The 26,412-nt window shown below is 67.8% G+C and carries 30 protein-coding genes; 7 read left to right on the top strand and 23 right to left on the bottom strand.

From position 1 onward, the window contains the following. Positions 1-14 precede the first annotated feature (14 nt). Positions 15-713: a hypothetical protein gene (locus ACV7NO_RS09805; RefSeq protein ID WP_463405817.1), complete on the top strand. Its 699-nt coding sequence runs from the start codon at positions 15-17 to the stop codon at positions 711-713. Between the two features lie 94 nt (positions 714-807). Here ACV7NO_RS09805 and queE read toward each other — a convergent pair whose 3' ends face one another. From queE to parE, 7 genes are all read right to left on the bottom strand, one after another. After that, a complete protein-coding gene (gene queE / locus ACV7NO_RS09800) occupies positions 808-1,440 on the bottom strand; it encodes a 7-carboxy-7-deazaguanine synthase (protein ID WP_463405816.1) in 633 nt (210 codons plus the stop codon). After that, positions 1,437-2,138: a 7-cyano-7-deazaguanine synthase QueC gene (queC, locus tag ACV7NO_RS09795; RefSeq protein WP_463405815.1), complete on the bottom strand. Its 702-nt coding sequence runs from the start codon at positions 2,136-2,138 to the stop codon at positions 1,437-1,439. The genes queE and queC overlap by 4 nt, the downstream gene beginning before the upstream one ends. 221 nt (positions 2,139-2,359) lie before the next feature. Then, on the bottom strand, positions 2,360-3,271 hold the full coding sequence (locus tag ACV7NO_RS09790; protein ID WP_463405814.1) for an Hsp33 family molecular chaperone HslO: 912 nt from the start codon (positions 3,269-3,271) through the stop codon (positions 2,360-2,362). 105 nt (positions 3,272-3,376) lie between these two features. Then, positions 3,377-4,297, bottom strand: a complete 921-nt coding sequence (argF, locus tag ACV7NO_RS09785; RefSeq protein ID WP_463405813.1) for an ornithine carbamoyltransferase — start codon at positions 4,295-4,297, stop codon at positions 3,377-3,379. A 197-nt stretch (positions 4,298-4,494) separates the two neighbouring features. Beyond that, positions 4,495-5,685 carry an acetylornithine transaminase gene (locus ACV7NO_RS09780; protein WP_463405812.1) on the bottom strand — a complete coding sequence of 397 codons (1,191 nt, stop codon included), beginning with the start codon at positions 5,683-5,685 and terminating at the stop codon, positions 4,495-4,497. Between the two features lie 84 nt (positions 5,686-5,769). After that, positions 5,770-6,411, bottom strand: a complete 642-nt coding sequence (locus tag ACV7NO_RS09775) for a DUF1275 family protein (protein WP_463405811.1) — start codon at positions 6,409-6,411, stop codon at positions 5,770-5,772. Then, positions 6,411-8,405: a DNA topoisomerase IV subunit B gene (parE, locus tag ACV7NO_RS09770; protein ID WP_463407313.1), complete on the bottom strand. Its 1,995-nt coding sequence runs from the start codon at positions 8,403-8,405 to the stop codon at positions 6,411-6,413. Before parE ends, ACV7NO_RS09775 begins: the two co-directional genes overlap by 1 nt. 190 nt (positions 8,406-8,595) lie before the next feature. Here parE and ACV7NO_RS09765 point away from each other — a divergent pair, with 190 nt between their 5' ends. After that, complete coding sequence (locus ACV7NO_RS09765) at positions 8,596-9,441, top strand: outer membrane protein (protein WP_463405810.1); 846 nt, start codon at positions 8,596-8,598, stop codon at positions 9,439-9,441. A gap of 184 nt (positions 9,442-9,625) precedes the next feature. Here ACV7NO_RS09765 and ACV7NO_RS09760 read toward each other — a convergent pair whose 3' ends face one another. After that, positions 9,626-10,369 carry a GcrA family cell cycle regulator gene (locus ACV7NO_RS09760; RefSeq protein WP_463405809.1) on the bottom strand — a complete coding sequence of 248 codons (744 nt, stop codon included), beginning with the start codon at positions 10,367-10,369 and terminating at the stop codon, positions 9,626-9,628. Between the two features lie 66 nt (positions 10,370-10,435). Here ACV7NO_RS09760 and ACV7NO_RS09755 point away from each other — a divergent pair, with 66 nt between their 5' ends. Further along, positions 10,436-11,287, top strand: a complete 852-nt coding sequence (locus ACV7NO_RS09755) for an ABC transporter permease (RefSeq protein ID WP_463405808.1) — start codon at positions 10,436-10,438, stop codon at positions 11,285-11,287. Here ACV7NO_RS09755 and ACV7NO_RS09750 read toward each other — a convergent pair. The 3 genes from ACV7NO_RS09750 to ACV7NO_RS09740 all read right to left on the bottom strand — a co-directional run bounded on the left by ACV7NO_RS09750 (position 11,277) and on the right by ACV7NO_RS09740 (position 13,781). Next, complete coding sequence (locus ACV7NO_RS09750) at positions 11,277-12,065, bottom strand: LysR family transcriptional regulator (protein ID WP_463405807.1); 789 nt, start codon at positions 12,063-12,065, stop codon at positions 11,277-11,279. The genes ACV7NO_RS09755 and ACV7NO_RS09750 overlap by 11 nt on opposite strands. Before the next feature lie 112 nt (positions 12,066-12,177). Next, entirely contained in the window at positions 12,178-12,576 is a 399-nt protein-coding gene (gene apaG / locus ACV7NO_RS09745) for a Co2+/Mg2+ efflux protein ApaG (RefSeq protein ID WP_463405806.1), read from the bottom strand. Continuing rightward, a complete protein-coding gene (locus ACV7NO_RS09740) occupies positions 12,573-13,781 on the bottom strand; it encodes a trans-sulfuration enzyme family protein (RefSeq protein ID WP_463405805.1) in 1,209 nt (402 codons plus the stop codon). The genes apaG and ACV7NO_RS09740 overlap by 4 nt, the downstream gene beginning before the upstream one ends. A 234-nt stretch (positions 13,782-14,015) precedes the next feature. On the opposite strand from ACV7NO_RS09740, the gene ACV7NO_RS09735 reads away from it, so the two are divergent. Further along, positions 14,016-15,230 (top strand): phospholipid carrier-dependent glycosyltransferase, encoded by a 1,215-nt coding sequence (locus ACV7NO_RS09735; RefSeq protein ID WP_463405804.1) that lies wholly within the window; start codon positions 14,016-14,018, stop codon positions 15,228-15,230. A 224-nt stretch (positions 15,231-15,454) separates the two neighbouring features. On the opposite strand, the gene ACV7NO_RS09730 is transcribed toward ACV7NO_RS09735, so the two are convergent. The 5 genes from ACV7NO_RS09730 to ACV7NO_RS09710 all read right to left on the bottom strand — a co-directional run bounded on the left by ACV7NO_RS09730 (position 15,455) and on the right by ACV7NO_RS09710 (position 19,464). Further along, positions 15,455-16,555, bottom strand: a complete 1,101-nt coding sequence (locus ACV7NO_RS09730) for a glycosyltransferase family 2 protein (RefSeq protein ID WP_463405803.1) — start codon at positions 16,553-16,555, stop codon at positions 15,455-15,457. Beyond that, positions 16,552-17,607: a 3-isopropylmalate dehydrogenase gene (gene leuB, locus ACV7NO_RS09725; protein ID WP_463405802.1), complete on the bottom strand. Its 1,056-nt coding sequence runs from the start codon at positions 17,605-17,607 to the stop codon at positions 16,552-16,554. The genes ACV7NO_RS09730 and leuB overlap by 4 nt, the downstream gene beginning before the upstream one ends. A gap of 85 nt (positions 17,608-17,692) precedes the next feature. Beyond that, positions 17,693-18,424 (bottom strand): DNA repair protein RecO, encoded by a 732-nt coding sequence (gene recO / locus ACV7NO_RS09720; protein WP_463405801.1) that lies wholly within the window; start codon positions 18,422-18,424, stop codon positions 17,693-17,695. Positions 18,425-18,548: 124 nt separating this feature from the next. Beyond that, a complete protein-coding gene (locus ACV7NO_RS09715; RefSeq protein WP_463405800.1) occupies positions 18,549-19,010 on the bottom strand; it encodes an NUDIX domain-containing protein in 462 nt (153 codons plus the stop codon). A gap of 136 nt (positions 19,011-19,146) precedes the next feature. Beyond that, complete coding sequence (locus ACV7NO_RS09710) at positions 19,147-19,464, bottom strand: hypothetical protein (RefSeq protein WP_463405799.1); 318 nt, start codon at positions 19,462-19,464, stop codon at positions 19,147-19,149. 395 nt (positions 19,465-19,859) lie between these two features. Here ACV7NO_RS09710 and dcd point away from each other — a divergent pair, with 395 nt between their 5' ends. Continuing rightward, positions 19,860-20,414: a dCTP deaminase gene (gene dcd, locus ACV7NO_RS09705; protein ID WP_463405798.1), complete on the top strand. Its 555-nt coding sequence runs from the start codon at positions 19,860-19,862 to the stop codon at positions 20,412-20,414. A 550-nt stretch (positions 20,415-20,964) separates the two neighbouring features. On the opposite strand, the gene ACV7NO_RS09700 is transcribed toward dcd, so the two are convergent. The 5 genes from ACV7NO_RS09700 to ACV7NO_RS09680 all read right to left on the bottom strand — a co-directional run bounded on the left by ACV7NO_RS09700 (position 20,965) and on the right by ACV7NO_RS09680 (position 24,008). After that, positions 20,965-21,309 (bottom strand): tetratricopeptide repeat protein, encoded by a 345-nt coding sequence (locus ACV7NO_RS09700; RefSeq protein WP_463405797.1) that lies wholly within the window; start codon positions 21,307-21,309, stop codon positions 20,965-20,967. 150 nt (positions 21,310-21,459) lie between these two features. Further along, positions 21,460-21,888 carry an ExbD/TolR family protein gene (locus tag ACV7NO_RS09695; protein WP_463405796.1) on the bottom strand — a complete coding sequence of 143 codons (429 nt, stop codon included), beginning with the start codon at positions 21,886-21,888 and terminating at the stop codon, positions 21,460-21,462. A gap of 33 nt (positions 21,889-21,921) precedes the next feature. Next, positions 21,922-22,401, bottom strand: a complete 480-nt coding sequence (locus ACV7NO_RS09690; RefSeq protein ID WP_463405795.1) for an ExbD/TolR family protein — start codon at positions 22,399-22,401, stop codon at positions 21,922-21,924. A 92-nt stretch (positions 22,402-22,493) separates the two neighbouring features. Next, positions 22,494-23,291, bottom strand: a complete 798-nt coding sequence (locus ACV7NO_RS09685; RefSeq protein ID WP_463405794.1) for a MotA/TolQ/ExbB proton channel family protein — start codon at positions 23,289-23,291, stop codon at positions 22,494-22,496. A gap of 48 nt (positions 23,292-23,339) precedes the next feature. Next, entirely contained in the window at positions 23,340-24,008 is a 669-nt protein-coding gene (locus ACV7NO_RS09680) for an energy transducer TonB (protein ID WP_463405793.1), read from the bottom strand. Positions 24,009-24,242: 234 nt separating this feature from the next. On the opposite strand from ACV7NO_RS09680, the gene ACV7NO_RS09675 reads away from it, so the two are divergent. Beyond that, positions 24,243-25,094: a hypothetical protein gene (locus tag ACV7NO_RS09675; protein WP_463405792.1), complete on the top strand. Its 852-nt coding sequence runs from the start codon at positions 24,243-24,245 to the stop codon at positions 25,092-25,094. Here the strand turns inward: ACV7NO_RS09675 and ACV7NO_RS09670 are convergent. Both ACV7NO_RS09670 and ACV7NO_RS09665 read right to left on the bottom strand, forming a co-directional pair. Next, positions 25,063-25,347 carry a Rossmann fold domain-containing protein gene (locus tag ACV7NO_RS09670; RefSeq protein ID WP_463405791.1) on the bottom strand — a complete coding sequence of 95 codons (285 nt, stop codon included), beginning with the start codon at positions 25,345-25,347 and terminating at the stop codon, positions 25,063-25,065. The two genes, ACV7NO_RS09675 and ACV7NO_RS09670, sit on opposite strands and share 32 nt — an antisense overlap. Before the next feature lie 5 nt (positions 25,348-25,352). After that, positions 25,353-25,724 carry a dihydroneopterin aldolase gene (locus ACV7NO_RS09665; protein WP_463405790.1) on the bottom strand — a complete coding sequence of 124 codons (372 nt, stop codon included), beginning with the start codon at positions 25,722-25,724 and terminating at the stop codon, positions 25,353-25,355. Positions 25,725-25,869: 145 nt separating this feature from the next. Between ACV7NO_RS09665 and ACV7NO_RS09660 the strand changes: the two genes are divergently transcribed. Continuing rightward, positions 25,870-26,382 carry a GNAT family N-acetyltransferase gene (locus tag ACV7NO_RS09660; RefSeq protein WP_463405789.1) on the top strand — a complete coding sequence of 171 codons (513 nt, stop codon included), beginning with the start codon at positions 25,870-25,872 and terminating at the stop codon, positions 26,380-26,382. Positions 26,383-26,412 lie beyond the last annotated feature (30 nt).

Here is a 26,412-nt window from a genome sequence, read left to right as displayed (position 1 = left end):
GGGAGGATCAGGTGATGGGTGTGTGGCGTAACGCGGGATTGGGGCTCGCGGCGACCGCGCTGGCGGCGGCGATGCCTGCCTCGGCGCAGTTCTTCATGAAGTCGAAGGATCTGTCGGGGCGTCCGGTAACGGGATCCGAGGCCGATATCGGGCTGTCGCTGCCGGGTGCGACGCCTGCCGAGCTTCGCGCGGGCGTCATCTGGAACATGCGCGCCGCACTCAACGTCGCCGCGCTTCAGTGCCAGTTCGAGCCGACGCTGCTGACCGTCGACAACTACAACGCGCTGCTGACCGATCACAAGGAGGAGCTGAAATCCTCGTTCGATACGCTGTCGAAATATTTCGCGCGGACGAACAAGACGCCCAAGGCCGGCCAGACCGCGCTCGACCAGTTCGGCACGCGCACCTATTCCAATTTCGCGACCGTCTCGGCCCAATATAATTTCTGCGAAACCGCGCACGCCGTCGGCCGCAGTGCGCTGTTCGCACCGCGCGGCAAGTTCGGCGCGCTTGCGATCGACCGGATGCGCGAGATCCGCAACAGCCTGGTGCCGTGGGGCGAGCAGAATTTCCTGCGCTCCTATTATGTTGCGCAGATGCCGACGCCGCGTCTCGACCCGATCTGCTGGTCGAAGAAGGGCGAATGGGTGGAAAAGAAATGTGGCGTTCCGTCATGGGCGAGCGCCGCGCCGACCGCGATGGCGCAGCGCTGACATTGCCGTCATCCCAGCGAAAGCTGGGGTCTCTTGCCGCATTAAGCCGAGTTCGGGGCGAGAGATCCCAGCCCTCGCCGGGATGACGATCGGGCTACCGCAACCCCAGCATCTTGTGCGTCTGCAACGACAGCCGCCACTTTGGCCGCTCCATCACCAGCGCGATCGCGGCATCGCGGTTCGCGTCCGCCTGCGGGTCGTCGAGCGGCTGGAGCAGGAAATGCGCGAAATCCCAGGTCTCGATCGCGGCCACGTCGCTGCCGGGCTGCGGCCACACCAGCTTCAGCTCGTCCCCCGATCGCTGGACGGTCTCGCTTCCTGCCTTGGGGCTGACGCAGACCCAGTCGATCCCGGCGTGCACCGGCAGCGTCCCGTTGGTCTCGATCGCGATCGCGAATCCCGCGCCGTGCAGGGCATCGACCAGCGCATCGTCGATCTGGAGCATCGGCTCGCCCCCGGTCAGCACGACGAACCGGCGCTCGGCGTCCCCGCCCCAGAATGCAGACACCGCCGCGACCAGCGCCGCGGCATCCGCGAACTTGCCGCCACCCAGCCCGTCGACGCCGACGAAATCGGTATCGCAGAACCGGCAGACCGCGGTCGCGCGATCCTGTTCGCGCCCGCTCCAAAGATTGCATCCCGCAAAGCGCACGAACACCGCGCGCCGCCCCGCATGGACGCCCTCGCCTTGGAGCGTCAGGAACATCTCCTTGACGGCGTAGCTCACGGCGCGGTCGCGTATGCCGTCGGGTCGGCGATGCCGGCTTCCTCGAAGCCCTTCGCGCGCAGCCGGCAGCTGTCGCACAACCCGCAATGCACCCCGCCCGGCGCGGGATCATAGCACGACCAGCTCAGTCCCATGTCGAGCCCCAGCCGCGCCCCTTCGCGGACGATGTCCGCCTTCGTCATGTCCTGCAGCGGTGCGCGGACGCGGAACGGATCGCCCTCGACGCCAGCCTTGGTGGCCAGCTCGGCCAGCGTCTCGAACCCCGCGATGAACTCCGGCCGGCAATCGGGATAGCCCGAATAGTCGAGCGCGTTCACCCCGATATACAGGTCGCGCGCGCCCACCGACTCCGCCCAACCGAGCGCGAGGCTGAGAAAGATCGTGTTGCGCGCGGGCACATAGGTGACGGGGATCCCCCCCGCCTCGTGCGTCCCTGCACCGTCCTTGGGCACGTCGATATCGTCGGTCAGCGCGGAACCGCCGAACGCGGACAGGTCCATCGGCAGCACGATATGCCGCTCCGCTGCGATCAGCCGCGCGACCCGACGCGCCGCCGCAAGCTCGACCCGGTGGCGCTGGTTGTAGTCGAACGACAGCGCGAGGACGCGGTATCCCGCCTCGCGCGCGAGCGCGGCGGAAACCATCGAGTCGAGGCCGCCCGAGATCAGGGCGACCGCCAGTGGCTGCTGAACTGTCATGACCCGTCCCCGCTACGCGCCCGCGCCGCCGCCCGCAAGGGTGCGCCAGACAAGACGGGCCGCCCTCTTGCAGGAGGACGGCCCAGTTCGATCCGAAGATCAGCTAGGGAGAGAAGCGCGTCGGCAACGTATCGCAAACTTGCTTGACCACCCGGATAACGCACGAGCGTTGTGAATTGGTTAACGTCTCGGCGCGCAATCGCCGCCGCCGGGCGCAAGCGTCACGCCTCGACTGCGTCCGCGCGTACCGGAAAGATGCGCGAACAGAACGCGCAATCGACCCCGATCACCCCGTCCGCGTCCGCCATCTCCAGCCGCTGCTCAAGCGGGAACTTGGCAAGCACCGATCGGATATGCGCATCGTTGCATCGGCATCCGCGTGTGAGCGGCGTCGCGGTGACGACGCGGATCTCGTCTTCCTCATTGAACAACCGCCACACCAGCGTCTCCAGCGGCAGCGCAGGGTCGGCAAGTTCCTCGCCACCCATCGTCGATCCCAGCGCCTCGACATGGTCCCATTCGGGATGGTCGAGCTTGGTGTGAAGCCGCTCGCGCCCGATCTCGCCCTCGGGCAGGTGCTGCAACAACAGCCCGCCCACCACGCAGCGCCCGTCCGTACCCTTGCGCATCCCGACGCGGATCAGCGTCGGGATCTGCTCGGACTGGAGGAAATAGCTCTGCGCCGCCTCCGCCAGCGTCTCGCCGTCGAGCGGGACGATGCCCTGATAGCGCTCGCTCGTCGTCGCGAGGTCGAACGTGATCGCCAGATAGCCCTGCCCGAACAGCGCGAACAGCGTCGGGTCCGCCGGTGCATCCGCCAGACGGTCCGCATCATACTGGATATAGCCGCGCACCTCGCCGCCACGATAATCGCACACCAGAAGTGAGACGACGCCGTTCTGCGTCTGCGTCTGGAGAGTCAGCTGCCCCGCATCGTCCTTCAGCGTCGCGCCGATCAGCGCCGCGAGCGTCAGCGCCTCCGCCAGCAGCGCCTCGATCGCGGGAGGATAGGCATGTGCGGCAAGGATCTCGTCGAGCACCGGCCCGAGCCGCACGACGCGCCCGCGCGCATGCTGCGCCGGAATAGCGAAGCCGAGCGCCCGGTCGAGGTCGTTCACAGTGTCCATCGTCATCCCCGCGAAAGCGGGGATCCCGCTTCTTCTATATCGACCCGTCCGAACAGAAGCGGGATGCCCGCATGCGCGGGCATGACGAAGATAGGTGGATCGGTCGCCCGATCAACCGATCTGCCCGAAACACCAACGCAGGATCGATTTCTGCGCGTGCAGCCGGTTCTCCGCCTCCTGCCAGATCAGCGACTGCGCGCCGTCGATCACGTCCGCGGTCACCTCTTCGCCGCGATGCGCGGGCAGGCAGTGGAGGAACACCGCATCGGGCTTCGCGCACCCCATCAGCATCGACGTGACCTGATACGGCATCATCGCCTTCAACTTTGTTTCCGCCTGCGCCTGCCCCATCGAGATCCAGGTATCGGTGACGACGACGTCCGCCCCCGCGATCGCTTCCGCCGGATCGGACACGATGCGCGCGCGACCGGAGCCGCGGACGATCGCCTCCTCCTCGGGCTGGAATCCCTGCGGGCACGCCGCGATCACGTCGAAGTGCATCAGCCCCGCCGCCTCGACGATCGACGCCAGCACGTTGTTGCCGTCCCCCAGCCACGCGACCTTGAGCCCCGGCAGCGACTTGCCCGCCTCGACGATCGTCAGCAAATCCGCGACGATCTGGCACGGATGCGACGCGTCGGTCAGCCCGTTGATGACCGGAACCGAGGCGTAGTGCGCCATCTCCTCGACCTTGGCATGGTCGTCGGTGCGGATCATGATCGCGTCGACATAGCCCGACAGCACGCGCGCGGTATCCGCCACGCTCTCGCCGCGGCCCAGCTGCATGCTGCCCGCGTCCATCACGATCGACGTCCCGCCTAGCTGGCGAATCGCCATGTCGAAGCTCACCCGGGTGCGCGTCGAGTTCTTCTCGAACACCATGGCCAGCGTGTGCCCCGCCAGCGGCGCATCGGCGTCCGCGCGTCCCTTGGGGAAGCCGGCGCGCGCCGCCTTGCGATCGATCGCGTCCGCCAGCATCGCGGCGATCGCATCGCCGCCGGCATCGGACAGGTTCAGGAAATGGCGTGTCATAGATCCTCCCCGGCACGAGTGGCAGGACGGCTTGCCCCCGGCAAGCCGAGATCATGCCGGGAGCATGATCGACCTGCCACCGGGACCGCTCGAAGAGCGGTGGAGGGGACTCGCCGCGAGCGAACCGCCATGCCGCACTCCCCCTCCACCCTGCTTCGCATGGTCCCCCTCCCCGTGCCGGGGAGGATCAGGTTCGTTCAATCGTCGCTTACCGGCACATAGATGCGCGCTGCATCGCTCAGCCGCTCGATGCACTCCGCGATGTGCGTTTCGTCGATCACCAGCGGCGGCAGGATGCGCACGACATTCTCCCCCGCCGCGACCAGCAGCAGCCCGTGATGGTCGCGGCAATGCGCCACGAACCGCCGGCTGTCGCTCTTGAGCTTCAGTCCCAGCATCAACCCGTGCCCGCGGACGTGATCGAAGAGGTGATCGTGGTTCGGGATCATCTGCTCGAGGCCCGAACGCAGCCGCTCGCCCATCGCGGTCACCTGCTCGAGAAACCCGTCCTCCAGCAGCACGTCGAGCACCGCCTCCCCCGCCGCCATCGCCAGCGGGTTGCCACCATAGGTCGAGCCATGCGTGCCGAACACCATGCCCTTCGCCGCCTCTTCGGTGGCGAGGCATGCGCCGAGCGGGAAGCCCCCGCCGATCCCCTTGGCCACCGCGATGATGTCCGGAGTCACGCCGTACAGTTCGTGCGCGAACAGCTTGCCCGTCCGTCCGTACCCCGCCTGCACCTCGTCGAGCACAAGCAGCAGGCCATGTTCGTCGCAGGCCTTGCGTAGGCCCTGAAGAAACTCCGGCGATGCCGGGCGGATCCCGCCCTCGCCCTGGATCGGCTCGACCAGGAACCCGGCGGTATTGCCGTCGATCAGCGCGAGCGCGCCCTCCAGATCGTTGAACTGCGCGTACTTGAATCCGGGCAGCAGCGGCTCGAACCCGTCGCGCATCTTCGCCTGGTTGGTCGCGGAGATCGTCCCCAGCGTCCGTCCGTGGAAGGCGGTGTCGAAGGTGATGAGGTCGTGCCGCTCGGGATTGCCGTTCGCGAAATGATAGCGCCGCGCGGTCTTGATCGCGCACTCGACTGCCTCCGCGCCCGAATTGGTGAAGAACACCGTATCCGCGAACGTCGCATCGACCAGCCGCTGCGCCAGATGCTCGCCCTGCGGCGATCCGTACAGGTTCGACACGTGCATCAGCGTCGCCGCCTGGTCGGCGATCGCCTTCACCAGCTTTGGATGGCCATGCCCCAGGCAATTGACCGCAATCCCGCTCGCGAAATCGAGATACCGCTCGCCGCGCTCGCCGAACAGATACGCCCCCTCGCCTCGCACCGGCCGCACATCGCACCGCGGATAAACGGGCATGAGGGCAGGCGTGGACACGACAGGTCTCCTTCGTTCAAACAGCATGGGCGACCCAATGCAGGCCGCCCGGATGCGCCTGATACCGGCGACAAGGGGCAAGCGTCAACCGACTGGCGGTATGCGCAGCCGGGTGGACACGATCGCCAGAAGCCCCGCCGCCGCCGCCGCTCCCCAAAGGCTTGCGGTCCCGATCCGCGGATACAGCGTCGCCCCGGCGATCGCGCCGCAGACCAGCCCACTCCACAACATCGCATAGGGCGCCCAGCCGAACCGGGCGCCCCCCGCCAGCGCCGCCGCCAGATGCTGGCCGAACTTCACCAGCGTCCCCGTCATGTAGGTCACGCCGATGCTGACCTCGCCGTTGCGCTGGAATACCGCATTGGCGGCGCCCATTGCCGCCGCGAGCAGCGACACGGTCGCGTCCGGTCCGTTCGCCCGGTCGAGGGCCGACGCACACGCTAACAGAGTCGCGACGACCAGCAGCACGACCGGCTCGCGATGCGCAAGCGCCATCTGCGCCACGACCGCACCCACGACCACGCCCACTACGAACGCGCCGATCAGGATCGCCGCGATCGCAGCGCCGGGCCGGCCGGACACCGCCTCGACCGCCATCCGGGTCGAATTGCCGCTCATGAACGATACGAACAGTCCGCCCAGCTTCACGAATCCGATCGCATCGATATAGCCGGCCAACGCCGCCAACGCCGCCGCCAGCGCCCACACAGGCTTGTCATAGGTCATCACGCGTCGATCGCATCCTCGTCCATCCGCGCGGCATTCTCCTGGATGAACGCGAAGCGGTGCGCGGGGTTCGTGCCCATCAGCCGGTCGACCAGGTCCTTCACCCCGGCACGCTCCTCATATTCCTGCGGGAGCGTGATGCGGATCATCGATCGCGTCTTCGGGTCCATCGTCGTCTCGCGCAGCTGGATCGGGTTCATCTCGCCCAGCCCCTTGAAGCGCGACACCTCGACTTTCTTGCCGCGGAACACCCCGCCCTCGATCTTCGCGCGCGCCGCCTCGTCCATCGCGTAGAGCGATTTCGCTCCCACCGTCAGCCGGTAGAGCGGCGGCTGCGCCAGATACAGGTGCCCGCGCCGCACCAGCTCGGGCATCTCCTGGAAGAAGAACGTCATCAGCAGCGTCGCGATATGCGCGCCGTCGACATCCGCGTCGGTCATGATGACGATCCGGTCGTAGCGCAGATTCTCGGGCACGCAGTCCTTGCGCGTGCCGCAGCCCAGCGCCAGCGTAAGGTCCGCGATCTCCTGGTTGGCGAAAATCTTGGCGGAGGTGGCGGACGCCACGTTCAGGATCTTGCCGCGGATCGGCAGGATCGCCTGCGTCTTGCGGTCGCGCGCCTGCTTTGCGGAGCCGCCCGCCGAATCGCCCTCGACGATGAACAGCTCGGTCCCGCCCGGGCTGTCGCTCGCGCAATCGGTCAGCTTGCCCGGCAGCCGCAGCTTGCGCCCGGAGGTCGCGGTCTTGCGCTTCACCTCGCGCTCCGCCTTGCGCCGCAGCCGCTCGTCCATCCGCTCGAGCACATAGCCGAGCAACGCCTTGCCGCGTTCCATGTTGTGGCTCAGGAAATGGTCGAAATGGTCGCGCACCGCACGCTCGACCAAGGCCGCGGCCTCGGGGCTCGTCAGCCGGTCCTTGGTCTGGCTCTGGAACTGCGGCTCGCGGATGAAGACCGACAGCATCAGCTCGCAGCCGACCATCACGTCGTCCGCGGTCAGGTCCTTGGCGCGCTTGTTGCCGACCAGCTCGCCGAACTGGCGAAGCCCGCGGACCAGCGCCTGCCGCAGCCCCTGTTCGTGCGTGCCGCCGTCGGGCGTCGGGATCGTGTTGCAATACCAGCTGTAGCTGCCGTCGCTCCACAGCGGCCACGCCACCGCCCATTCGACCCGCCCCTGCTGCTCCCCGGGAAACGCCTGCGCACCCGAGAAGAAGTCCGCGGTCGCGCACTCCCGCGCGCCCAGCTGCTCGCGCAGATGATCCGCCAGCCCGCCGGGGAACTGGAACACCGCCTCGACAGGCGTATCGGTGCCCTCCACCAGCTCGGGCGAACATTTCCACCGGATCTCGACGCCCGCGAACAGATACGCCTTCGATCGCGCCAGCCGGTACAGCCGCGCGGGCTTGAACGCGAGCTCGGGCCCGAAGATCTCCTCGTCCGGGGTGAACGCCACCGAGGTGCCGCGCCGGTTCGGCGTCCCGCCCAGCCGCTCGAGCGGCCCCAATGTCACACCGCGCGAAAATCGCTGGCGGTACAGCTGCCGGTCGCGCGCCACCTCGACGACGGTATCCGATGACAGCGCGTTGACCACCGACACGCCCACGCCGTGCAACCCGCCGGAGGTCGCATAGGCTTTCCCTGCGAACTTGCCCCCCGAATGGAGCGTCGACAGAATCACCTCCAGCGCGCTCTTTCCCGGAAACTTCGGGTGCGGATCCACCGGGATGCCGCGCCCGTTGTCCACCACGGTCAGCCGGTTGTCCGGCTCCAGCGTCACCTCGATCCGGGTCGCATGCCCTGCGACCGCCTCGTCCATCGCGTTGTCGATCACCTCGGCCGCGAGATGATGCAGCGCACGCTCGTCGGTGCCGCCGACGTACATGCCGGGCCGCCGGCGTACCGGTTCCAGCCCCTCCAGCACCTCGATCGAGGACGCGTCGTAATCGGACGGCGTGCTGGTCGGGGCGGCGAAGAGGTCTTTGGGGTCGTTGGCCATCCCGCGGGTATAGAACGCCCCCGCCGCCGCGACCAGACCGCGCACTTTTCGATCGCTTTGCGTCCACGCCGCAGCGCAGCACTGTGACCGAATGGCCACACCGGCCGTATTTGTCGAACTTGAGGGACATTAATCGCGCGCCAAGCGCTTGCTGGATCACACTTCTTCGAAACGTACCGGGAGCCTATCCATGCGCAACTACACCGCGATCGCCCTGGCGGGCGTCGCCAGCCTTGCCTTCATCCAGCCCGCCTTCGCGCAGGACACCGTTCAGGATCGCCCGTTCAGCGGCGTCTATGTCGGTGGTTCGGTCGGCTTCGATGTCCAGCCCAACGATGTCGGCGAGCGTATCGAATTCGATCGCAACCTCGACGGCAATTTCGGCGACACCGTGTCGACCGCGACCGGTGCGAACGCGTTCTCGCCCGGCTTCTGCAACGGCCAGCCCTTCACGAACACCCCCGCACTCGGCTGCAGCAACGATCGCGACGACATCTCATACGCCGCGCGCGTCGGCTTCGACATCCAGCGCGGTGCCTATGTCGGCGGTATCGTCGGCGAGTTCGGCAAGAGCAACATCCGCGACAATGTCGGCGCGTTCAGCACCACGCCCGCCAGCTACACCCTGAGCCGCGAGCTCGACTGGGAAGCCACCGCACGCCTGCGTGGCGGTTTCGCAGCCAACACCACGCTGTTCTACGGCACCGCGGGCGTCGGCTATGCGCGCATCAAGAACTTTTTCACCACCACCAACGCCGCCAATGCCTTCACCGGTATCGATACGAAGAACAACCAGTGGGGCTTCGTCGGTGGTGGCGGTCTCGAGCAGAAGCTCGGCAAGAACGTCTCGATCGGCGTCGAGTATCTGTTCCACATGTACAAGGACAATGACTACAAGGTCCGCGTCACGCAGGGCACCGCCCCGGCGACCAATCCGTTTGTGCTCGCGCCGAATACCACTGGCACCGACATGCGCCGGAACTTCGATTACTTCCGTTGGCACAGCGTCCGCGGCGTGGTGAACTTCCGCTTCTGATCTTGTCCGGGCCGTTCTCTTTAGCGGCCCAGCCTCGATAATAAAAAGCCTCCGTCGGATCGACCGGCGGAGGCTTTTTTCATCTGTCACCCCAGCGAAAGCCGGATCTCCCTGAGCCGGGCGAGCACCCTATCCGGGCACGCTCCCGAAGGAGGGGTATCCCAACTTCCGCCGGGATAACGAGCTATCGCGCCCGCGGCCCTCCGAACGGCAACGGCGGCGCACGCCGGTCGCGCCGCGGGAGCTGCGCCTGGTACGCATGTCCGCAATGCGCGACGCAATAGGGGAATCCCGGATTCACCTTGTCGCCGCAGAAGTGGAAGTCCGGCTCGCCCGGATGCCCCAACGGCCACTTGCAGATCTTGTCGTTCAGATCGAGCAACGACGTCTTGTCCGCCATCTCGGCCGACGGCTTGGCGGGGACCAGCCGGCGCGGTGGCGCGGGCGCGATCGGGGCCTGCTGCTCGCCAGGCGCCTGTCGCAGGAAGCCGCCGGGACCAACCGATCGCATGATCGGCTGTGGCGCACGCTCGACCGGCGCGGGAGTCGCGACGACCGCGTCGGCGTCGTCTTCTTCCTCTTCCTCGTCGTCCTCGATCGCGAGTTCGGGAGCCACCGGCGCCGCCGCGCGCGGTTCCATGCGCGGCGCGGGAGCCGGCTCGGGCGCCATTTCCACGACGGGCTCGGGTTCGGGTTCGGGCTGGGGGGTCGCCGGCGGCGGTGCGACGACGGCAGCGACCGGCTCGGCCTTCGCCTCCGCATCGTTCGACTTCACGGGCGACGGCCGCGATTGCAGCCCCAGCCGGTGCGCCTTGCCGATCACGGCGTTGCGGCTGACGCCCCCCAGCGCCTCGGCGATCTGCGAGGCGGTCTGTCCGCCCTCCCACATCACCTTGAGCGTATCGATGCGCTCGTCGGTCCACGACATAATCGATCCAAATCCTCTAGCGTGCCGGGTTGCGGGCAGCGACACAGGCGATTACCGCCACGCATCATGAGCAGCCAGCCCCCAATCGGTGAAATCCAGTCGGCGGTGCGAAGCGCCCCCGGCGTCCCCGTCATCAGGAACGTCAATTGGGGAGGCCTCAAGGCGCTCTATGTGAAGGAGGTGCGCCGCTTCTTCAAGGTCCAGCTCCAGACGATCTGGGCGCCCGCGATCACCACGCTGCTGTATCTGGTCATTTTCACGGTCGCGCTCGGCGCACGTTCGGCCGTCCCGCTGGGCGGCGGCAGCGTCGCGTTCGCCGATTTCGTCGCCCCCGGGCTGATCGTGATGGGGATGCTCAACAACGCGTTCGCCAATGCCAGCTTCTCGCTGCTCGTCGGCAAGATCCAGGGCACCATCGTCGATTACCTGATGCCGCCGCTCTCGAACCTCGAACTGCTGGCCGCGTTGGTGGGCGGCGCCGTGACGCGTGCGATCTGCGTCGGCTGCACCGTATGGCTCGCGATGGCGCTGTGGCCCGGCGTCCACGTCACCCCGGTCCACCCGGTCGCGATCCTGTGGTTCGGCGTCCTCGGCGCGACGATGCTCGCGCTGATCGGGGTCCTGACGTCGATCTGGGCGGAAAAGTTCGATCATGCCGCGGCGGTCACCAATTTCGTCGTCGCACCGCTGACGCTGCTCAGCGGCACCTTCTACTCTGTCGATCGCCTCGCCCCCGCATTTCGCGCGATCAGCCACGCGAACCCGTTCTTCTACGTCATCTCGGGCTTTCGCTACGGCTTCCTCGGCATCGCCGATTCGCCCGTCATGATCGGCGGCGTCGTGATCCTCGCGATCGACGTCGCGCTCGCGATCCTGTGCTACGCGCTCCTGCGCAGTGGCTGGAAGCTCAAGAACTGAGCGCCTCGACCAGCGCCTGAACCTTCTTCTGCCGCCACTGCGGCACCGGCGCGATCAGCCAGTATCCCATCCGTGAGGGCAGCGCCTCGCCGATCACGCGCACCCGCCCGTTCGCGATGTCCCGTGCGGCGAGCAACTCCGGCACCGTCGCGCGCCCGAACCCTTCCGCCGCCGCATCGATCGCAAGCCCCGCATCCCCGACCCGAACCGCAGCACCCGGCTCGTCGGGGCCGCCGGTCCACGCGATCGCCACGTCCGCGCCGCCGCTGGTGCGTTCGACCGTCACCATTCCGTCCGATTCGAGCGCCTCGCCCTCCAGTTCGCCCGGCCCCTCGCCCCAGCGGATCGCCAGGTCGAGGTTCGCCTCGGTGAAGTCGAGCGCATCGTCCGCGGTGATGATCGCGAAGCGCAGCTCGCCGTCGCCGCGCGCGATCTCGGCGAGCCGCGGCATCAGCCACTTCTCCGCCACGTCGCGCGGCGCCGCGATCGTCAGCGACTTGGACGACTGCCCCGCCTGCATCGCGCGCACCGCTTCCTCGAACTCGAGGAACCCCCGCCGCAGCGCCACCAGCCCCGCCTCGCCTTCCGGCGTCAGCTCCAGCCCCCGTGTCGTCCGCCGGAACAGTACGACGCCCAGCGTCTCCTCCAGCGCGCGGACCTGCTGACCCACCGCCGCCGGCGTCACCGCCAGCTCGTCCGCCGCGCGCGTGAACGACAGATGCCGCGCCGCAGCATCGAGTACGCGCAACCCGTTGAGCGGAAGATGCGTGCGCTTCACGAGACCGCTCCCCATCCGTTCGTTTCGAGCGAAGTCGAGAAACGCTGCACAGCGGTCTTGGCACGTTTTGCGACTACGCTCGAAACGAACGGCGATGAAGGCACGACCGTCCTCATCCCATCACCGCGGGCGCGGTCAGCGCGAAGTGCGGGATCGCGACGTCGAACGCCGCCCCCAGCGCGTCGATCATCCGGTAACGCCCCTTCATGGATCCCGTCGGCGTCGCCAGCGGGCAGCTCGACACGTAATCGTAGCTCGCCCCCGGCGCGATCACCGGCTGTTCGCCGACCACGCCCTCACCCTCGACGGTATGCCGCGCGCCGCGCCCGTCGACGATGATCCAGTGCCGCGTCAGCAGTTGCACCGGCTGGTCGCCGTCATTCTCGATGCGGATATGATACGCCCAGAACCAGCGCCCGCGCGACGGCTGCGACTGTTCGGGCAGAAAGCTGACCGACACGCGCACCGTCACCCCGCCGGTCGTTTCCGCCGCGGGGAACAGCGCCTTCACAGCCCGACTTTCGCCAGCGCCCGGTCGAGATCCTCGATCACGTCCGCAGGGTCCTCGAGCCCGACGTTCAGCCGCAGCATGCCCTCGTCGATCCCCATCTCGAGGCGCTTGTCCTCGCTCACGCTCGCATGCGTCGTCGAGGCGGGATGCGTCATCAGCGACCGCGAATCGCCGATATTGTTCGAGATATCGACCAGCTCCAGCGCATCGAGCAGCCCGTGAGCCTGCGTCCGTCCGCCATCCAGCTCGATCGCGAAGATCGCGCCCGCCATGTCCATCTGGCTCATCGCCAGGTCGTGCTGCGGATGGCTCGGCAGCCCCGGATGCAGGACCTTTGGCACGCGCCCCTCGAGAAAGCGCGCGACTTCCAGCGCATTCTCCGACTGGCGGCGGATGCGCAGGTCGAGCGTCTCCAGCCCCTTCAGCACCACCCAGGCGTTGAACGCACTCAGCGTCGGCCCCGTGTTCCGCGTGAACGGCAGCAGCGTGTTGTCGATGAAGTCCTTCGTGCCGCACACCGCGCCCGCGAGCACGCGCCCCTGCCCGTCCATCATCTTGGTCGCGGAATAGGCGGTAACGTCCGCGCCATATTCCATCGGCCGCTGCAACGCCGGCGTCGCAAATGCATTGTCGACGACCGAGATGATGCCCCGCTCGCGCGCGATCGCGCACACCGCACGAAGGTCGACGATATCCATCGTCGGGTTGGCAGGCGTCTCGAAGAAGAACACCTTGGTTTCGGGGCGCACCGCATCCTCGAACGCCTGCGGATCGCGCGCATCGACGATCGTGGTGGCGATGCCGAATTTGGGCAACAGCGTGTCGGTCAGCCAGCGGCACGATCCGAACGCCGCGCGCCCAGCGACGACATGGTCGCCGGTCTGGAGCTGGCACAGCAGCACCGCGGTCATCGCCGCCATGCCCGACGCCATCGTCCGGCACGCCTCCGCCCCCTCCAGCAACGCGATCCGCTGTTCCAGCATCTCGACCGTCGGGTTCTGGAGCCGAGAATAGGTCATGCCCTGCTGCTCGCCCGCGAACCGCGCCGCGGCGTCGCCCGCGCAGTCATAGGCATAGCCCGAGGTCAGAAAGATCGCCTCGGACGTCTCCCCGAACTCGGATCGCGCGGTGCCCCCGCGGATGGCGCGCGTGGCGGGGCGCCAGTGGCTGGTGATCGACGGGTCCTGTCCGGTGCGGCGCTTCATGCGACAGCGCTTAGCGGGTGACGGCCTTGCGTCACAACCCTTTCGTGGAGAGGACGGCCCACCCCGCGTCCGTCACCCCGGCGCAGGCCGGGGTCCACGTCACCGCACCGGCAGTCCTTTCCCCTCGATCCCCGCGCGCGGCAACATGGCCCCCGGCCTTCGCCGGGGTGACGGGAAGGCTTGGCCTACTCCCTCGCGGTTGGCACAAGCGCACCAAGGGGGACGCCACACACGATGCCGAACATCCTGAAACGCCCCGTCCCGGCCGCGCTCGCGCTCGGCCTCGTCGCATGGCTGTTCTTCGTCTATCGCCTCGCCGTCCCGCACGCGCCCGTCTTCGACGAGGTCCACTATCTCCCCGCCGCGCGTGCGCTGCTCACCCTGTCCGGCCCGACCAACATCGAGCACCCGCTGCTCGGCAAGGCGCTCATCGCCGCCGGTATCGCCGCGTTCGGCGACACCCCGTTCGGCTGGCGGATCGCTTCCACGTTCGCGGGCGCATCGATCGTCATGTCGGCCTTCGCGATCCTCCATCTCACCTTCGGACGGATCCGCACCAGCACCTTCGGCGCGCTGCTCGTGGCGCTCAACTTCACCGTCTACGTCCAGGCGCGGATCGCGATGCTCGACGGGTTCATGGCGGCCTTCCTGATGGCCGGTCTCGCCTGCACGTTGTGGGCGATGCGCCGTGGCGGCTGGGCGCGCTATCTCGGCGCGGGCGCGCTGCTCGGGCTGGCGACCGCCTGCAAATGGGTCGCCGCGCCCTATGTCGCGTTCGCGATGTTGGCATTCTACGCGCTGCGACGACGCGGACACTTCACCGGCCTGCCCGTCTGGGCCGCGCCCGCGTTCGGCGCGGTCGCGGTCGCAGCGTACCTCCTCACCTTCACCCCCGCCTTCTTCTACGCCTCCGATCCGTTGCCCCTCGCCCGCCTGCTCCCTTTCCAGTTCGACATGCTCGCCCGCCAGCGCCAGGTCCTGCCCCCGCACACCTACCAGTCGGACTGGTGGAGTTGGCCGCTGATGATCCGCCCGATCTGGTATCTCTACGAACCCGTCGACGGCGCGCAGCGCGGCATCCTGATGCTCGGCAACCCGGTGCTGATGTGGAGCGGGCTCGTCGCGGCCGCGGCGTGCCTCTGGGCCGGCCTGCGTGGCTCCATCGCGCTGCTCGGCATCGCGCTGCTCTGGATCGCAAGCGTCGCGATCTGGGCCGCGATCCCCAAGTCGATCGGCTTCTATTATTATTACTACGTGTCGAGCATCGTCCTCCCGCTCGCGATCGCCGCCGCGTTCGATCACTGGCGCGCCCGGCTCCAGCACTGGGACGAAAGCTACGCGATCGCCGCGATCGGGGTGTTCGTCTATTTCTACCCCGTCCTCTCCGCGCAACCGCTCGCAAGCCCCGGCGCGTTCCGCCACTGGACGTGGTTCTCGACCTGGGTCTAGGGCGGATCGCCATCCACCCGTTTCCGGCCACCCGTTTCCGGCCACCCGTTTCCGGCCACCCGTTTCCGGTCGTCTCGAGTCGCCGTCGAGCGAAGTCGAGACGGCATATCGAAAGACAGGTGCGGACGCGGTCTCTCGATACGGGCTCTCGACGTCGCTCGATCCGTACTCGAGACGAACGGGCGGGAGCGACACCAACCGGTTCTGTCGACTATCGAGCGGCCCTAGTACCGCCCCCACACGAACCGCGACGACAGCGCATAATTCCACACCGCGCCGATCAGTACCCCGATCAGCGCCGACGCCGCCCACGCCCCGGCACGCACGTCGTGCAGGAACGCCGCCACGCCGACATTGGCGACCGCGCCGACCGAACACACCACGCAGAAGCTCACCCAGCCGTCGAACAGCGCGCGCGCGCCCTTCAGCCGCCGGTCGCGATAGGTCAGCGCGTTGTTGACGAAGAAGTTGAACGTCATCGCCATCACCGTCGCGACGATCTCGCCCAGCAGGAACGTCGTCCCCAGCCCGACGAACGCCAGCGACAGCACCGCCATGTGCACGCCCAGCCCCAGCACCCCGATCGCGGAGAACATCGCGAACCTGACGGGCACCACGCGCCCGAACCGCCGGTCGTACAGCGCGATCAGATATTCCATCGCGACGACGTGATCGAGCTTCGACTCCCCCTCGGTCCTGACGCGGAACACGTAGGGCAGCTCGACAGCGCGCAGGCGCTCCGGCGCCGCGCTCATCACGTCGAGCAGGATCTTGAACCCGATCCCCGACAGGCGGGGCGCGACGCGGCGGACGATGTCGGTGCGGATCATGAAGAACCCGCTCATCGGGTCGCTGAGATCGACGTTGAGCACCCGCTGCGACAGCCGCGTCGCGAAGGCGGACTTGGCGACCCGGTCGCGATCCCACTCCCCCGTCCCGCCACCATCGACGAACCGCGACCCCACGACCACGTCGACCGCATCGTCGCGCCTCAGCACCGCGAGCATCTTCGGCAGCAGCGTCTCGTCATGCTGCATGTCGCCGTCGATCACCGCGACGACGGGAGCCGCGGTCGCGCACATTCCCTCGACGCACGCGGTGGAGAGCCCACGCCGCCCGATCCGCTGGATCACCCGCACCCGCCGGTCGACCCGCGCCAGTTCGCGCGCCACGTCCGCGGTGCCATCGGGACTGTCGTCGTCGACGAAGATCGCCTCCCACGCCACCCCCGCCAGCGCCGCATCGAGGCTCGCGACCAGCCGGGGCACGTTCGCGCGCTCGTTGAACGTCGGGATGACGATGGCGAGGTCGAGCGTCCCGCTCACCCCGCGAGCGCCGCCAGCACCGCATCCCCCATCGCCGCGGTCGACGCGGCGCCGCCCAGGTCGGGCGTCCGCATGCCAGCCCCCAGCGCTGCGGACACCGCGGCCTCGATCCGGTCCGCCGCCTCGCCCATCCCCAGCGAATAGCGCAGCAGCATCGCCGCCGACAGGATCGCCGCGCACGGATTGGCCTTGCCCTGCCCCGCGATGTCCGGCGCGGAGCCATGGATCGGCTCGTACAGGCCCTGCCCCGTCGCGCCCAGCGCGGCGGAGGGCAGCATCCCGATCGATCCCGCGCACATGCTCGCCTGATCCGACAGGATGTCGCCAAACAGGTTGCCGGTCACGATCACGTCGAACTGCCCCGGATTGCGCACTAGCTGCATCGCGGCGTTGTCGACATACATGTGGCTGAGCGTCACGTCGGGATAGTCCGCGGACACTTCGATCACCACGTCGCGCCACAGCTGCGACGTCTCCAGCACGTTCGCCTTGTCGACCGAGCACAGCCGGCCGTTCCGCGCTCGCGCCGTCTCGAACCCGACGCGCGCGATGCGGCGCACCTCGTCCTCGGCATAGGACATGATGTCGTACCCCTCGCGGCGTCCGTCCGCGGTGGTGCGCATCCCCTTCTCGCCGAAATAGACGTCGCCGTTCAGCTCGCGCACGATCACCATGTCGATCGCCGCCGCCACTTCGGGGCGCAACGCGGAGGCCTCCTCCAGTCCCTCGAACAGCCTGGCCGGGCGCAGGTTCGCGAACAGTGCCAGTTCCTTGCGCAGCCCCAGGATCGCCTGCTCCGGCCGCAGCGCGCGCTCCAGCCCATCGAACGCCGGATCGCCGACCGCACCGAACAGGATCGCGGCGGACCGCTTCGCCAGCGCCAGCGTCTCGGGCGGCAGCGGATGCCCGCTCGCCCGGTACGCCGCCCCCCCCACCGGCGCCTCCTCGAACACGAGCCCCAGGTCGAGCGCCTCGAGCACCCGCCGCGCCTCGCGCGTCACTTCAGGGCCGATGCCGTCGCCGGCGAGGATCGCGATCAGATGCTGGTCCATGATATTCCGTTCGGGCTGAGCCTGTCGAAGCCCCGTCCCCGGGTAAGCGGACGAGCGTCGCGCCCTCTTGCCGAGCGGCCCGGTCTCACGCAACCGCCCTTTTCAACCGCTCCACCAGCCGTTCGCGCGCTGCCAGCGTGTCCGCCCGACGGTCGGTCAGCACGTCGCGCTCGAGGAAATGCCCGGTGATCGCCAGCCCCGCCAGCGTCTCCTCCCACGTCGCCGCGCGCCCCTCGGTCAGGAACGCAGGCAGAGCGAACAGCCGCGCTTCATAGCCGAACGCCGCCCCCCGGCTCACCGCGCCGCCGCTCTTCGGGCTCACGAACCCCAGATCTGTCGTCGCTCCCGTCACCACGCACCGCGTCAGGTCCAGCCCGAACCCCAGCTCCGCCAGCACCAGCAGCTCGTACCGCGCGAGGCTCGCCGCCCACCCCTTCGCCGACGGCGCCGCTTCGATCGCGTCGAGCACCCCGCTCAGCGCCGCATGGATCCGCGGATAGGGCAGCGCCTCCGGCAGCGCGGCCGCGGTCAGCGCGGTCAGCCATTCGAGCGCGGCGGCGGGCAGCGGCTCGCCGTGCAGCGCCGCGCGACTGTGGACCAGTTCGACCGTCAGCGCGGCGAGTTGCGTCTCCGTCCGCGCCCGCCAGTCTCCCAGCACCACGTTCGCGGGCTGGAGCACCGGCCGCAGCTGCCGCGAATGCCCACCGCGCACGTAGCCCGGCTGCACCCCGTCCCGCGCCGTCAACGCGCGCACGATCGCGCCGTGCTCGCCATGCGAACGGACGGACAGGATGATGGCGTCGGCGGCAAGATGCATCGTAACCCGATGTACGACACCCGCGCGGGGATCGCGACCGGTTCATGCCGCCCCTTCAGGATCGCACCTTTGGAATCGCGCGGCGCGGGCCAGGACCGGCAGCGCGAAGCCGGTTACGATAGGGTCACCACCGTCCGTCGCTGTTCCGCCGCCCCGCCAGTTCGTCGACCCTTCGCATCGTTGCCGGCGATACGCCGGCCGGCAGCGAGTCGCGCATGAAGAACCGTGCCTCCACCACCTCCAGACCGTCCGGTGCCGGGCTGTCCCGGGTCGTTCCCTGCACGAGATGCACCGTATCGCGCCGCCCCTCGCCGATCGATTCGAACGTGGCGAGAAGCACGGCATCCGCCAGCGCGCATCCCGTTTCCTCCCGGAGTTCGCGGCATGCCGCCTCGACCGGCGCTTCGCCGCGACCCATGCCGCCGCCCGGCAACACCCACAGGTCGCTGCGACCGTACCGATTGCGGATCAGCAGCAGCGCCCCCTTCGGATCGAACGCCAGCACCTTCACGCCGTGTGTCCGCATGCCGAAAAGGGCCATGCCACGGCGACGCACGGTATAGGCCATGTCGATCAGTGCGCGCATCGTGTCGGTCCCCCCGCGGGCATTGTGATTTCCCGACCGGCGGCGCGCAACCGGCACTTTGCGTCGCAGCCTTGCACCACTCGAGCGATCGTACGCGCCGATCCTATTGCGCCAAGGCGGCAGGCATGTCGTCAGGCTACAGGCGATCGTCACGCGCCGCGCACGATCGCGGGCGAACCCGGCTACGGCCTGAGTACCGGTCCGCGAACCAACGGACATTGCAGAGCGGTGGCATGCGGCCAACGATCGCGTCCGGAAGGCTCGCGAACGGTGATACGGGCACCAGCCTCCCGACAGGATGACCGGCGACCACCGCAGCGGACGGCGCATCGACCACCGATTGCCCGACGACGATCACCCACTTGGCCTCGGCACCATGCTCGATCGTCCAGTCGAGTGCCGCCGCGGTATCGACCGCAAACGCCGCCGCGTCGACTTTGCCCCACTCCCCCAATAGTCCAGCCCCGGCACACCAAACCCCTCGCGCGCCGGTTCCGCGAACGGGGGGCCCCGTGTAGCATAGTGCCAGACCGGCGATGGGCGATCACCATCACGCCCGATCAACCGGGGCACGGCCATCCTCCCGTCAGCATCGGTCCCCCAATGCGCCGCGAACCGCGCGACGATCGACGTGCACATGATCGATGCCGCAGGCTCGGCCCGGGCAAGCCGAGCCGCGCGGCACATCGCAATCGGCATGAGCCGGGGCTGCGCGACGATCGCCGTCGCGGTGCCGAGCGCAGAGGTCGTAACACCCGGCCAGAGGGTCCGCATCGTTCCAGACCGGCCACCCCTTGCCCGGCGCCACGATTCGCGCGAGACGCACCGGAAATCCGGAGACCAACGCCCATGTCCGTCCTGTCCGACCGCTGGATCCGCGAACGCGCGCTGGCGGACGCGATGATCGAACCTTTCGTCGAGTCCCAGCGGCGGGACGGCTGCATCAGTTACGGCCTGTCGTCCTACGGCTATGACGCCCGCGTTGCCGACGAGTTCAAGATCTTTACCAATGTCGACAGCGCGATCGTGGATCCCAAGGACTTCGCCGCGAACAGCTTCGTCGATCGCAAGACCGACGTCTGCATCATCCCGCCGAACAGCTTCGCGCTGGCGCGGACGGTCGAATATTTCCGCGTGCCGCGCGACGTGCTCGTCATCTGTCTCGGCAAGTCGACCTATGCGCGCTGCGGCATCATCGTGAACGTCACCCCGCTCGAACCCGGCTGGGAGGGACATGTCACGCTCGAATTCTCCAACACCACGCCGCTGCCGGCACGGATCTACGCCAACGAGGGCGCATGCCAGTTCCTGTTCCTCAAGGGCAACGAACCATGCGAGACGAGTTACGCCGATCGCGCCGGCAAATATATGGGACAACGCGGAGTCACGCTGCCGCGCCTCTGACGCCGGCGGGGCCCTTTTGAGCGTGTCCGCGGTCTGAAGCGTGCCTAGTCAAGGCAATCGCCCGACACCCCTCTGATAGGACGCATCGGCACGCACGCGAAAGCACGACCAGGGCGGGCCGAGGCGGCGATGTGCCGACCGGTCCTGCCGGCCAGAAGGCACCGCCGGGTATAGACCGACGTTTTTTCGGGTAGCCGAGGCGGATAATCACGGGCCGCCCCTTACGCGCCACCTGACCCGCGCCCGGCACCCCGCCTCTCATCACCGAGGACGCAGACTTCCGCATAAGACCCGTCGCCGCACGGTTCTTTGGCGCATTCCCGTCAAGACAGGCGTTCTCACGTTCGGTCCGCCACCAGATTGAGCCGTCCTCACGTCTGCGCTGCGCGACGCCGCAGCACCGTTCAGAGCCGATGCGTTGCAACTCGTTCGGAACAAGCCAGTGGACGTAGCTGAACCCGAATGTAGTTCCAGCAAACCCGGCCCGCTGGCCACCCAACGAAACAGCCCGGTCGTTGGCGTTGGACAAGGACCCGGCGCCAGCAGATCCTTAACGAGACGCGATGGTCTGGGTCAGTCGCGCGAGGCCAGCCTGTGCGAGCATCCGCGACGACAGCGTACGACCGTCCGGCAAATCAAGCGCGACGTCCTGCGCCGCCAGCGCCGCACCATATAGCGTGCGCGCGTCGGCGATGCGTCCGGTCTTCTGGTACACCGCGGCGAGGTTGAGCATCAGTTCCGGACGCTCCGGGTAGATCCGGCGCTCCGCAACGAGCGTCGATTCCGCGCCGCCCAGATCTCCAGCCGCGATGGCCTGATACCCGGTGCGTTCCTGCGCCACGGCCGGAACCGCCACCAGAATTGCCGCTGCTACACCGATCGTCATCGCTCGCATCGCTTGTCTCCTCACCGGCCTGTCGCCACGTTTCATTTTTGTGACACTGTTGTGTCACTTCGATGACGCGACATCAAGCGGGAAGTACGGATACAGAAAAGGGCGGCCCCGAAGGACCGCCCCTGGCGTCGCAACCCCGATCCCGAAGGATCAGAAATCGTTGCGATACTGCTCGTTGCCGATGAAGCCCAGCTTCGTCACCGCGGACCGCTTGATAACGGCCAGCGTGCGATCGACCACCTCGTACCGCGCATCGGGCGCAGGCTGGAAGTGCAGCTCCGGCTCCGGCTTGATCGCCGAGGCGACGTCCAGATACTGGCGCAGGGTCACTTCGTCGACCGGCGATCCGTTCCACGTGACGGTGCCCGCCGCGTCGATCGTGATCTTGTTCTTGTCCGGCTCCACCGGCGGTTTCACCGCGGTCGGATCGTTTACCGGCAGGTCGACCTTCACCGCGTGGGTCTGGATCGGGATCGTGATGATGAACATGATGAGAAGAACGAGCAGGACGTCGATCAACGGCGTCATGTTCATTTCCATCATCGGCTCGCCGTCTTCGCTGCCGCCGCTCATTGCCATCTTATGCTACTCCTAAATACGTCCGAGCGATCATCAGCGTTCGGTGGTGCCGCCGGGGGGCGGCTCGGAGATGAAGCCGACGCGGGCGAAGCCGGCTCGCTGCATCGTGTAGATCGTTCCGCCGATACATTTGTACGGCGTGTTCACGTCGCCGCGAATATGCGCCTCGGGCAATTCGAGCCCGGCGGCGTTCACGCCGCCCTGGCGGTCGATCTCGGCCTTCAGCTTCGCGACCGAGCGGTCGAGCAGCTCGGTCGAACTGACGGGAGACATACCCCAATACACCGCGCAGCTGCCATCGGCGTTGGTCGTTACCGACAGCGAGACGTTCTCGGGCTTGGTCATCGTCGGATCGAAGCGAACCTCCGGCAGCTTCAGCTTGACCGCCTGGACCGCGACGGTCGTCGTCACCAGGAAGATGATCAGGAGCACGAGCATGACGTCGACCAGCGGCGTCGTATTGATGTCCGATATCGATTTCTCGGTGGAATCGCCACCAACACTCATCGCCATGTGCGAGCTATCCTATTCATTTAGTCGCCACCGGAACCGCCGGTGGAAGGAAGCAGGGCCGCCGCGGGCGGCAACCCTGCCTTTCTCGCGTCTTAGTTGGCGCGCGGCACGCCACCGGTCTGACCGGCGGTCGTGGTTGCCGTGACAGGCTTCGCCGGCGCCGGCTTGGCAGCCGAAGCGCTCACCGGGCGCACGGCGCCGTTCGAGGCGAGGTAGCCCAGCACGTCGTTCGAGAAGGCCGACAGGTCCTCCGCGATCGCCTTGTTGCGGCGCTGCAGCCAGTTGTACGACAGCACGGCCGGAACCGCGACGACGAGGCCGAGTGCGGTCATGATGAGCGCCTCGCCGACCGGACCCGCGACCTTGTCGATCGAGGCCTGGCCCGACGCACCGATCTTCACGAGCGCGCGATAGATGCCGATAACGGTGCCGAACAGGCCGATGAACGGCGAGACCGAACCGACCGTCGCGAGGAAGGCGAGACCGCCACCCAGCTTCGAGTTGATGGCGGCTTCCGAACGCGCGAGCGAACCGTGCAGCCAGTCATGCGCCTCGACCGGATCGGTCAGGCGAGTGTGCTGCTCCTGAGCAGCGAGGCCGTCGTCGACGATCTGCTTGTAGGCCGAGTTCTTCTCGAGCTTCGCCGAACCGTCGCGCAGGTTGTTCGACTGCCAGAAGCCCTGACGGACCCGCTTGTACTGGTTGATGATCTTCTGCTGCTCGAACAGCTTCGAGAACAGGATGTAGAACGACACGACCGACATGAGGACGAGGATGGCGAACACGGTCTGCGAGATGAGACCGCCTTCCTTCAGTGCCTGCTGGAGGCCGTAAGGGTTCTCGGCCTCTGCCGCCGCCGCGCCCGCGGCGGCCAGAATGGTGGTGATCATGACTAGGTTATTCCCTCTGAAAAGCTGAATTCGAAATCGACGTGACGATCAGTTCGTCGGCAGCACCCACTTCACGCGACGGCTCTTGGTCGTCGGGATCGGATTGCCCGTCGCGTCGAGCGCCGGGCTGTACCGCGCCCGCCGCGTGATGGCGGAGCACGCCGCCCGATCGAGCGCCGGCGAACCGCTGGACGTGGTCGTACGGCAATTTTCCGCACGGCCCTGCGCGTTGATCGTCCACGCGATCACGCTCGTACCCTGCTCCTCCGCGCGGATCGCGCTCGGGGGGTAATCGTCGTTCGTCACCCAGCTCGCTTCGTCACCCTTGGCACCGGCTGCCTTGCTGACGACCGGCGGAGCGGGCGGTGCAGGCGGGGCCGGCGGCGCGGCAACGGGGGTCGGCACGTACACCGGCGGCGGAGTCGGAACCGACGCGATCGTGACCGGCGGCGGATTCGGATTCTGCACGATCGGCGGCGGCGAGACGACCGGAGGCGGCGTCATCGGCGTGTCGGGCGGCGGCGGGGGCGGCGGTTCGTCCGGCGGCGGGGGCGGTGGCTCCTCGACGTCGAACGTGTTCAACTTCTCCGAAACCTTCTTCACGTATTGAAACGCGAGGCCGGTGACGAAGGCGTAGCCAAGGGCAGCATGGATGACCGCGACGATGACAATCGCCACGATCTTGCCCCCGGACATCTTCTGGTCAGCGTAGGCCATTCAGCAACGACACTCCCTCAATCCCTCGGGCCAGATGGCCAAGGCGCGGCCAGACCGTAGCGTCTGCCCATGATGCGCCTGTCTGCAAGGGCTAATGAATCCTCTCGCAGTGCGCGAGTCCTAACTTGCGCTCCCAAGCGACGCAAACGCTTTGTCGGGCGCAACAAACGTACAATCGCATTGCGACGGAATTATTTCTGTAACCATGACGGCCGATCCGGTAGTCGGACCGGAATGACCACGCCTATTTTTTCCGCGCGGTTCGCCGCGTTCGCCGCCGCCCTGCCGCTTGCCGCGCCTGGTTGCGCTACCGCGCAGGTCGCGCAGCCCGCCGCGATCGCGCAGGCCCCTGCGCCGCCTTACGCCCGGATCGCGGATCTCGTGATCGCGGCGCCGGTGATCGTCGACGCGACGATTCGCTCCACCACCCGGATAAAGGGGGCGGAAGCGGCCTCGGTCCCCGCGGGTGCGGTACGCTTTTACGTGGAGGCCGATGTCGTCGCGCTGATCCGCGGCCCCGGCGCGATCCCGCCGCGCATCGGCTATCTGCTCGATGCGCCGCTGGGCCCTGACGGTCATATGCCCAAGTACAAGAAGGCGCGCGTCCTGCTGTTCGCCCGCCCGGTCGCGGGAGCCGCGGATCAACTCCAGCTCGTCACCCCCGATGCACAGATCGACTGGGGTCCGGGCGCAGAGGCCCGCACCCGCGGCATCGCGCAGGAAATGATCGCCGCCGACGCCCCGCCCCGGGTCACCGGCGTCGGCAATGCGTTTCACGTCCCCGGCTCGCTGCCCGGCGAGGGCGAGACCCAGATCTTCCTGACAACCGCGGACAGCCGACCGATCGCGTTGTCGATCCTGCGCCGCCCGGGCGAGGAGCGTCGCTGGGGCGTCGCGCTCAGCGAGATCGTCGACGAGAGCGCGGGCCCGGCCAAGCCCGATACGCTGCTCTGGTATCGCCTCGCCTGCACCCTCCCCGCGGCGCTGCCCGAGCGCTCGACCGCCTCGCTCCAGGGCGACGACATCACGGCCGCGCGCGAGGATTACCGGTTCGTCATCCAGCGACTCGGAACGTGCGCGCGCTGACCGCGACGATCTGCCCGGTCGTGGAGCGCGCGCTGCGCAGATAGTCCGCCGCGGCATCGACGTCGCGCGGATCGGCGTCGATGGCAGGCGAAACCGCATTGACGCGGATGGCCGGGCCCCGCTCGATCGCGAGGGCCTCGATGGCGGCGTGGAGCAGCCTTCGATCGAGATCGCAAAGCTCCGGCGGCAGGGTCACGACGATATCGGCGGTGGCGACACGCACCGATTCGATCAGCCGCTCGACGAGCGCCATGCCACTCACCGGCGATGCCGGACGAGCGTGATGCCGATCTCCTCGCCATTCTCCGAAATCGCCAGCTTGACGATCTTGACCTGGACCCGGCGCACCCGCGCATCGGACAGGAACAGGGTTTCCGCGATATGGTCGGCCACGCCTTCGATCAGCGTGAAGTGCACCCCCGCGGGCAACGCCCCGGTGGCGGCGTGCTTCAGGTCCATATAGTTCTTCGAGCCCGACAGCGGCGTCTCTGCGGTGAACCGGTCCGGGCAGTCGAGATCGACCGTGAGCGCGATTCGCAACGGCTGCGGAAGGTGCGTCTCCTCGGAGTAGACGCCGGTCAGCACGAGCACTTCGATGCCGTGGACTTCGAGCTGGAGACTGTCCTGCATCGCGCGCCCTTAGCGGGGCGGGCGAGTTCGCGAAAGCCGGCAGCACCGGACCATTTTTCTTGCGTTCGCCCTCATGCGGGCTAAAGCGCGCCGCCCGGCGTCCCCGTGATCCGGACTGCCCGTGACCTGGACTGGAGGTCGATGCGTGACCGAACTGGTGCCCCTGGCGACGATCGAGCCCGAGCAGATCGAGCAACTGCTGGATCGCGCCTTCGGTCAAGATCGGCATGGGCGCACCGCATACCGGCTGCGTGCCGGCACCGTCGCGATCCCCGCGCTCAGCCTCGCCGCGCTCGACGGCGGACGGCTGGTCGGATCGATCCAGTGCTGGCCCGTCGCGCTGTCGCATGACGATGGCGCACGCACGCCGATGGTGCTGGTCGGCCCCGTCGCGGTCGTCCCCGAACGCCAGCAGGGCGGGATCGGCCGCGCACTGATGACCGCGAGCCTGGCCGCGGCACAGGCGCACGCGCTCGATTCGGCGCTGATGCTGATCGGCGATCCCGATTATTATGCGCGTTTCTTCGGATTCGACGCCGCCGCGACCGGCGCATGGCGCCTGCCCGGCCCGGTCGAGCGCCACCGGCTGCTCGCGCGCGGCACGGGCGTCCCCACGGGCGCCGGCAGCGTCGAGCCGCGCGTGACCGTCGGAGCCTGACGCCCCCTTTACCCTCGCGCCCGCCGCGCC

The sequence above is a fragment of the Sphingomonas sp. Ell38C01 genome (assembly GCF_055231975.1).
Note: the sequence above shows the minus strand (reverse complement) of the source record. Positions and strands in the feature narration are given on the sequence as shown.

Excerpts from the sequence above, each read along its gene's own strand:
- ACV7NO_RS09805 (WP_463405817.1), top strand. The coding sequence starts at position 15 with ATGGGTGTGTGGCGTAACGCGGGATTGGGGCTCGCGGCGACCGCGCTG.
- queC (WP_463405815.1), bottom strand. The coding sequence starts at position 2,138 with ATGACAGTTCAGCAGCCACTGGCGGTCGCCCTGATCTCGGGCGGCCTC.
- ACV7NO_RS09790 (WP_463405814.1), bottom strand. The coding sequence starts at position 3,271 with ATGACGATGGACACTGTGAACGACCTCGACCGGGCGCTCGGCTTCGCT.
- argF (WP_463405813.1), bottom strand. The coding sequence starts at position 4,297 with ATGACACGCCATTTCCTGAACCTGTCCGATGCCGGCGGCGATGCGATC.
- ACV7NO_RS09775 (WP_463405811.1), bottom strand. The coding sequence starts at position 6,411 with ATGACCTATGACAAGCCTGTGTGGGCGCTGGCGGCGGCGTTGGCGGCG.
- parE (WP_463407313.1), bottom strand. The coding sequence starts at position 8,405 with ATGGCCAACGACCCCAAAGACCTCTTCGCCGCCCCGACCAGCACGCCG.
- ACV7NO_RS09765 (WP_463405810.1), top strand. The coding sequence starts at position 8,596 with ATGCGCAACTACACCGCGATCGCCCTGGCGGGCGTCGCCAGCCTTGCC.
- ACV7NO_RS09760 (WP_463405809.1), bottom strand. The coding sequence starts at position 10,369 with ATGTCGTGGACCGACGAGCGCATCGATACGCTCAAGGTGATGTGGGAG.
- ACV7NO_RS09755 (WP_463405808.1), top strand. The coding sequence starts at position 10,436 with ATGAGCAGCCAGCCCCCAATCGGTGAAATCCAGTCGGCGGTGCGAAGC.
- ACV7NO_RS09740 (WP_463405805.1), bottom strand. The coding sequence starts at position 13,781 with ATGAAGCGCCGCACCGGACAGGACCCGTCGATCACCAGCCACTGGCGC.
- ACV7NO_RS09735 (WP_463405804.1), top strand. The coding sequence starts at position 14,016 with ATGCCGAACATCCTGAAACGCCCCGTCCCGGCCGCGCTCGCGCTCGGC.
- leuB (WP_463405802.1), bottom strand. The coding sequence starts at position 17,607 with ATGGACCAGCATCTGATCGCGATCCTCGCCGGCGACGGCATCGGCCCT.
- recO (WP_463405801.1), bottom strand. The coding sequence starts at position 18,424 with ATGCATCTTGCCGCCGACGCCATCATCCTGTCCGTCCGTTCGCATGGC.
- ACV7NO_RS09715 (WP_463405800.1), bottom strand. The coding sequence starts at position 19,010 with ATGCGCGCACTGATCGACATGGCCTATACCGTGCGTCGCCGTGGCATG.
- dcd (WP_463405798.1), top strand. The coding sequence starts at position 19,860 with ATGTCCGTCCTGTCCGACCGCTGGATCCGCGAACGCGCGCTGGCGGAC.
- ACV7NO_RS09700 (WP_463405797.1), bottom strand. The coding sequence starts at position 21,309 with ATGCGAGCGATGACGATCGGTGTAGCAGCGGCAATTCTGGTGGCGGTT.
- ACV7NO_RS09695 (WP_463405796.1), bottom strand. The coding sequence starts at position 21,888 with ATGGCAATGAGCGGCGGCAGCGAAGACGGCGAGCCGATGATGGAAATG.
- ACV7NO_RS09690 (WP_463405795.1), bottom strand. The coding sequence starts at position 22,401 with ATGGCGATGAGTGTTGGTGGCGATTCCACCGAGAAATCGATATCGGAC.
- ACV7NO_RS09685 (WP_463405794.1), bottom strand. The coding sequence starts at position 23,291 with ATGATCACCACCATTCTGGCCGCCGCGGGCGCGGCGGCGGCAGAGGCC.
- ACV7NO_RS09680 (WP_463405793.1), bottom strand. The coding sequence starts at position 24,008 with ATGGCCTACGCTGACCAGAAGATGTCCGGGGGCAAGATCGTGGCGATT.
- ACV7NO_RS09675 (WP_463405792.1), top strand. The coding sequence starts at position 24,243 with ATGACCACGCCTATTTTTTCCGCGCGGTTCGCCGCGTTCGCCGCCGCC.
- ACV7NO_RS09670 (WP_463405791.1), bottom strand. The coding sequence starts at position 25,347 with ATGGCGCTCGTCGAGCGGCTGATCGAATCGGTGCGTGTCGCCACCGCC.
- ACV7NO_RS09665 (WP_463405790.1), bottom strand. The coding sequence starts at position 25,724 with ATGCAGGACAGTCTCCAGCTCGAAGTCCACGGCATCGAAGTGCTCGTG.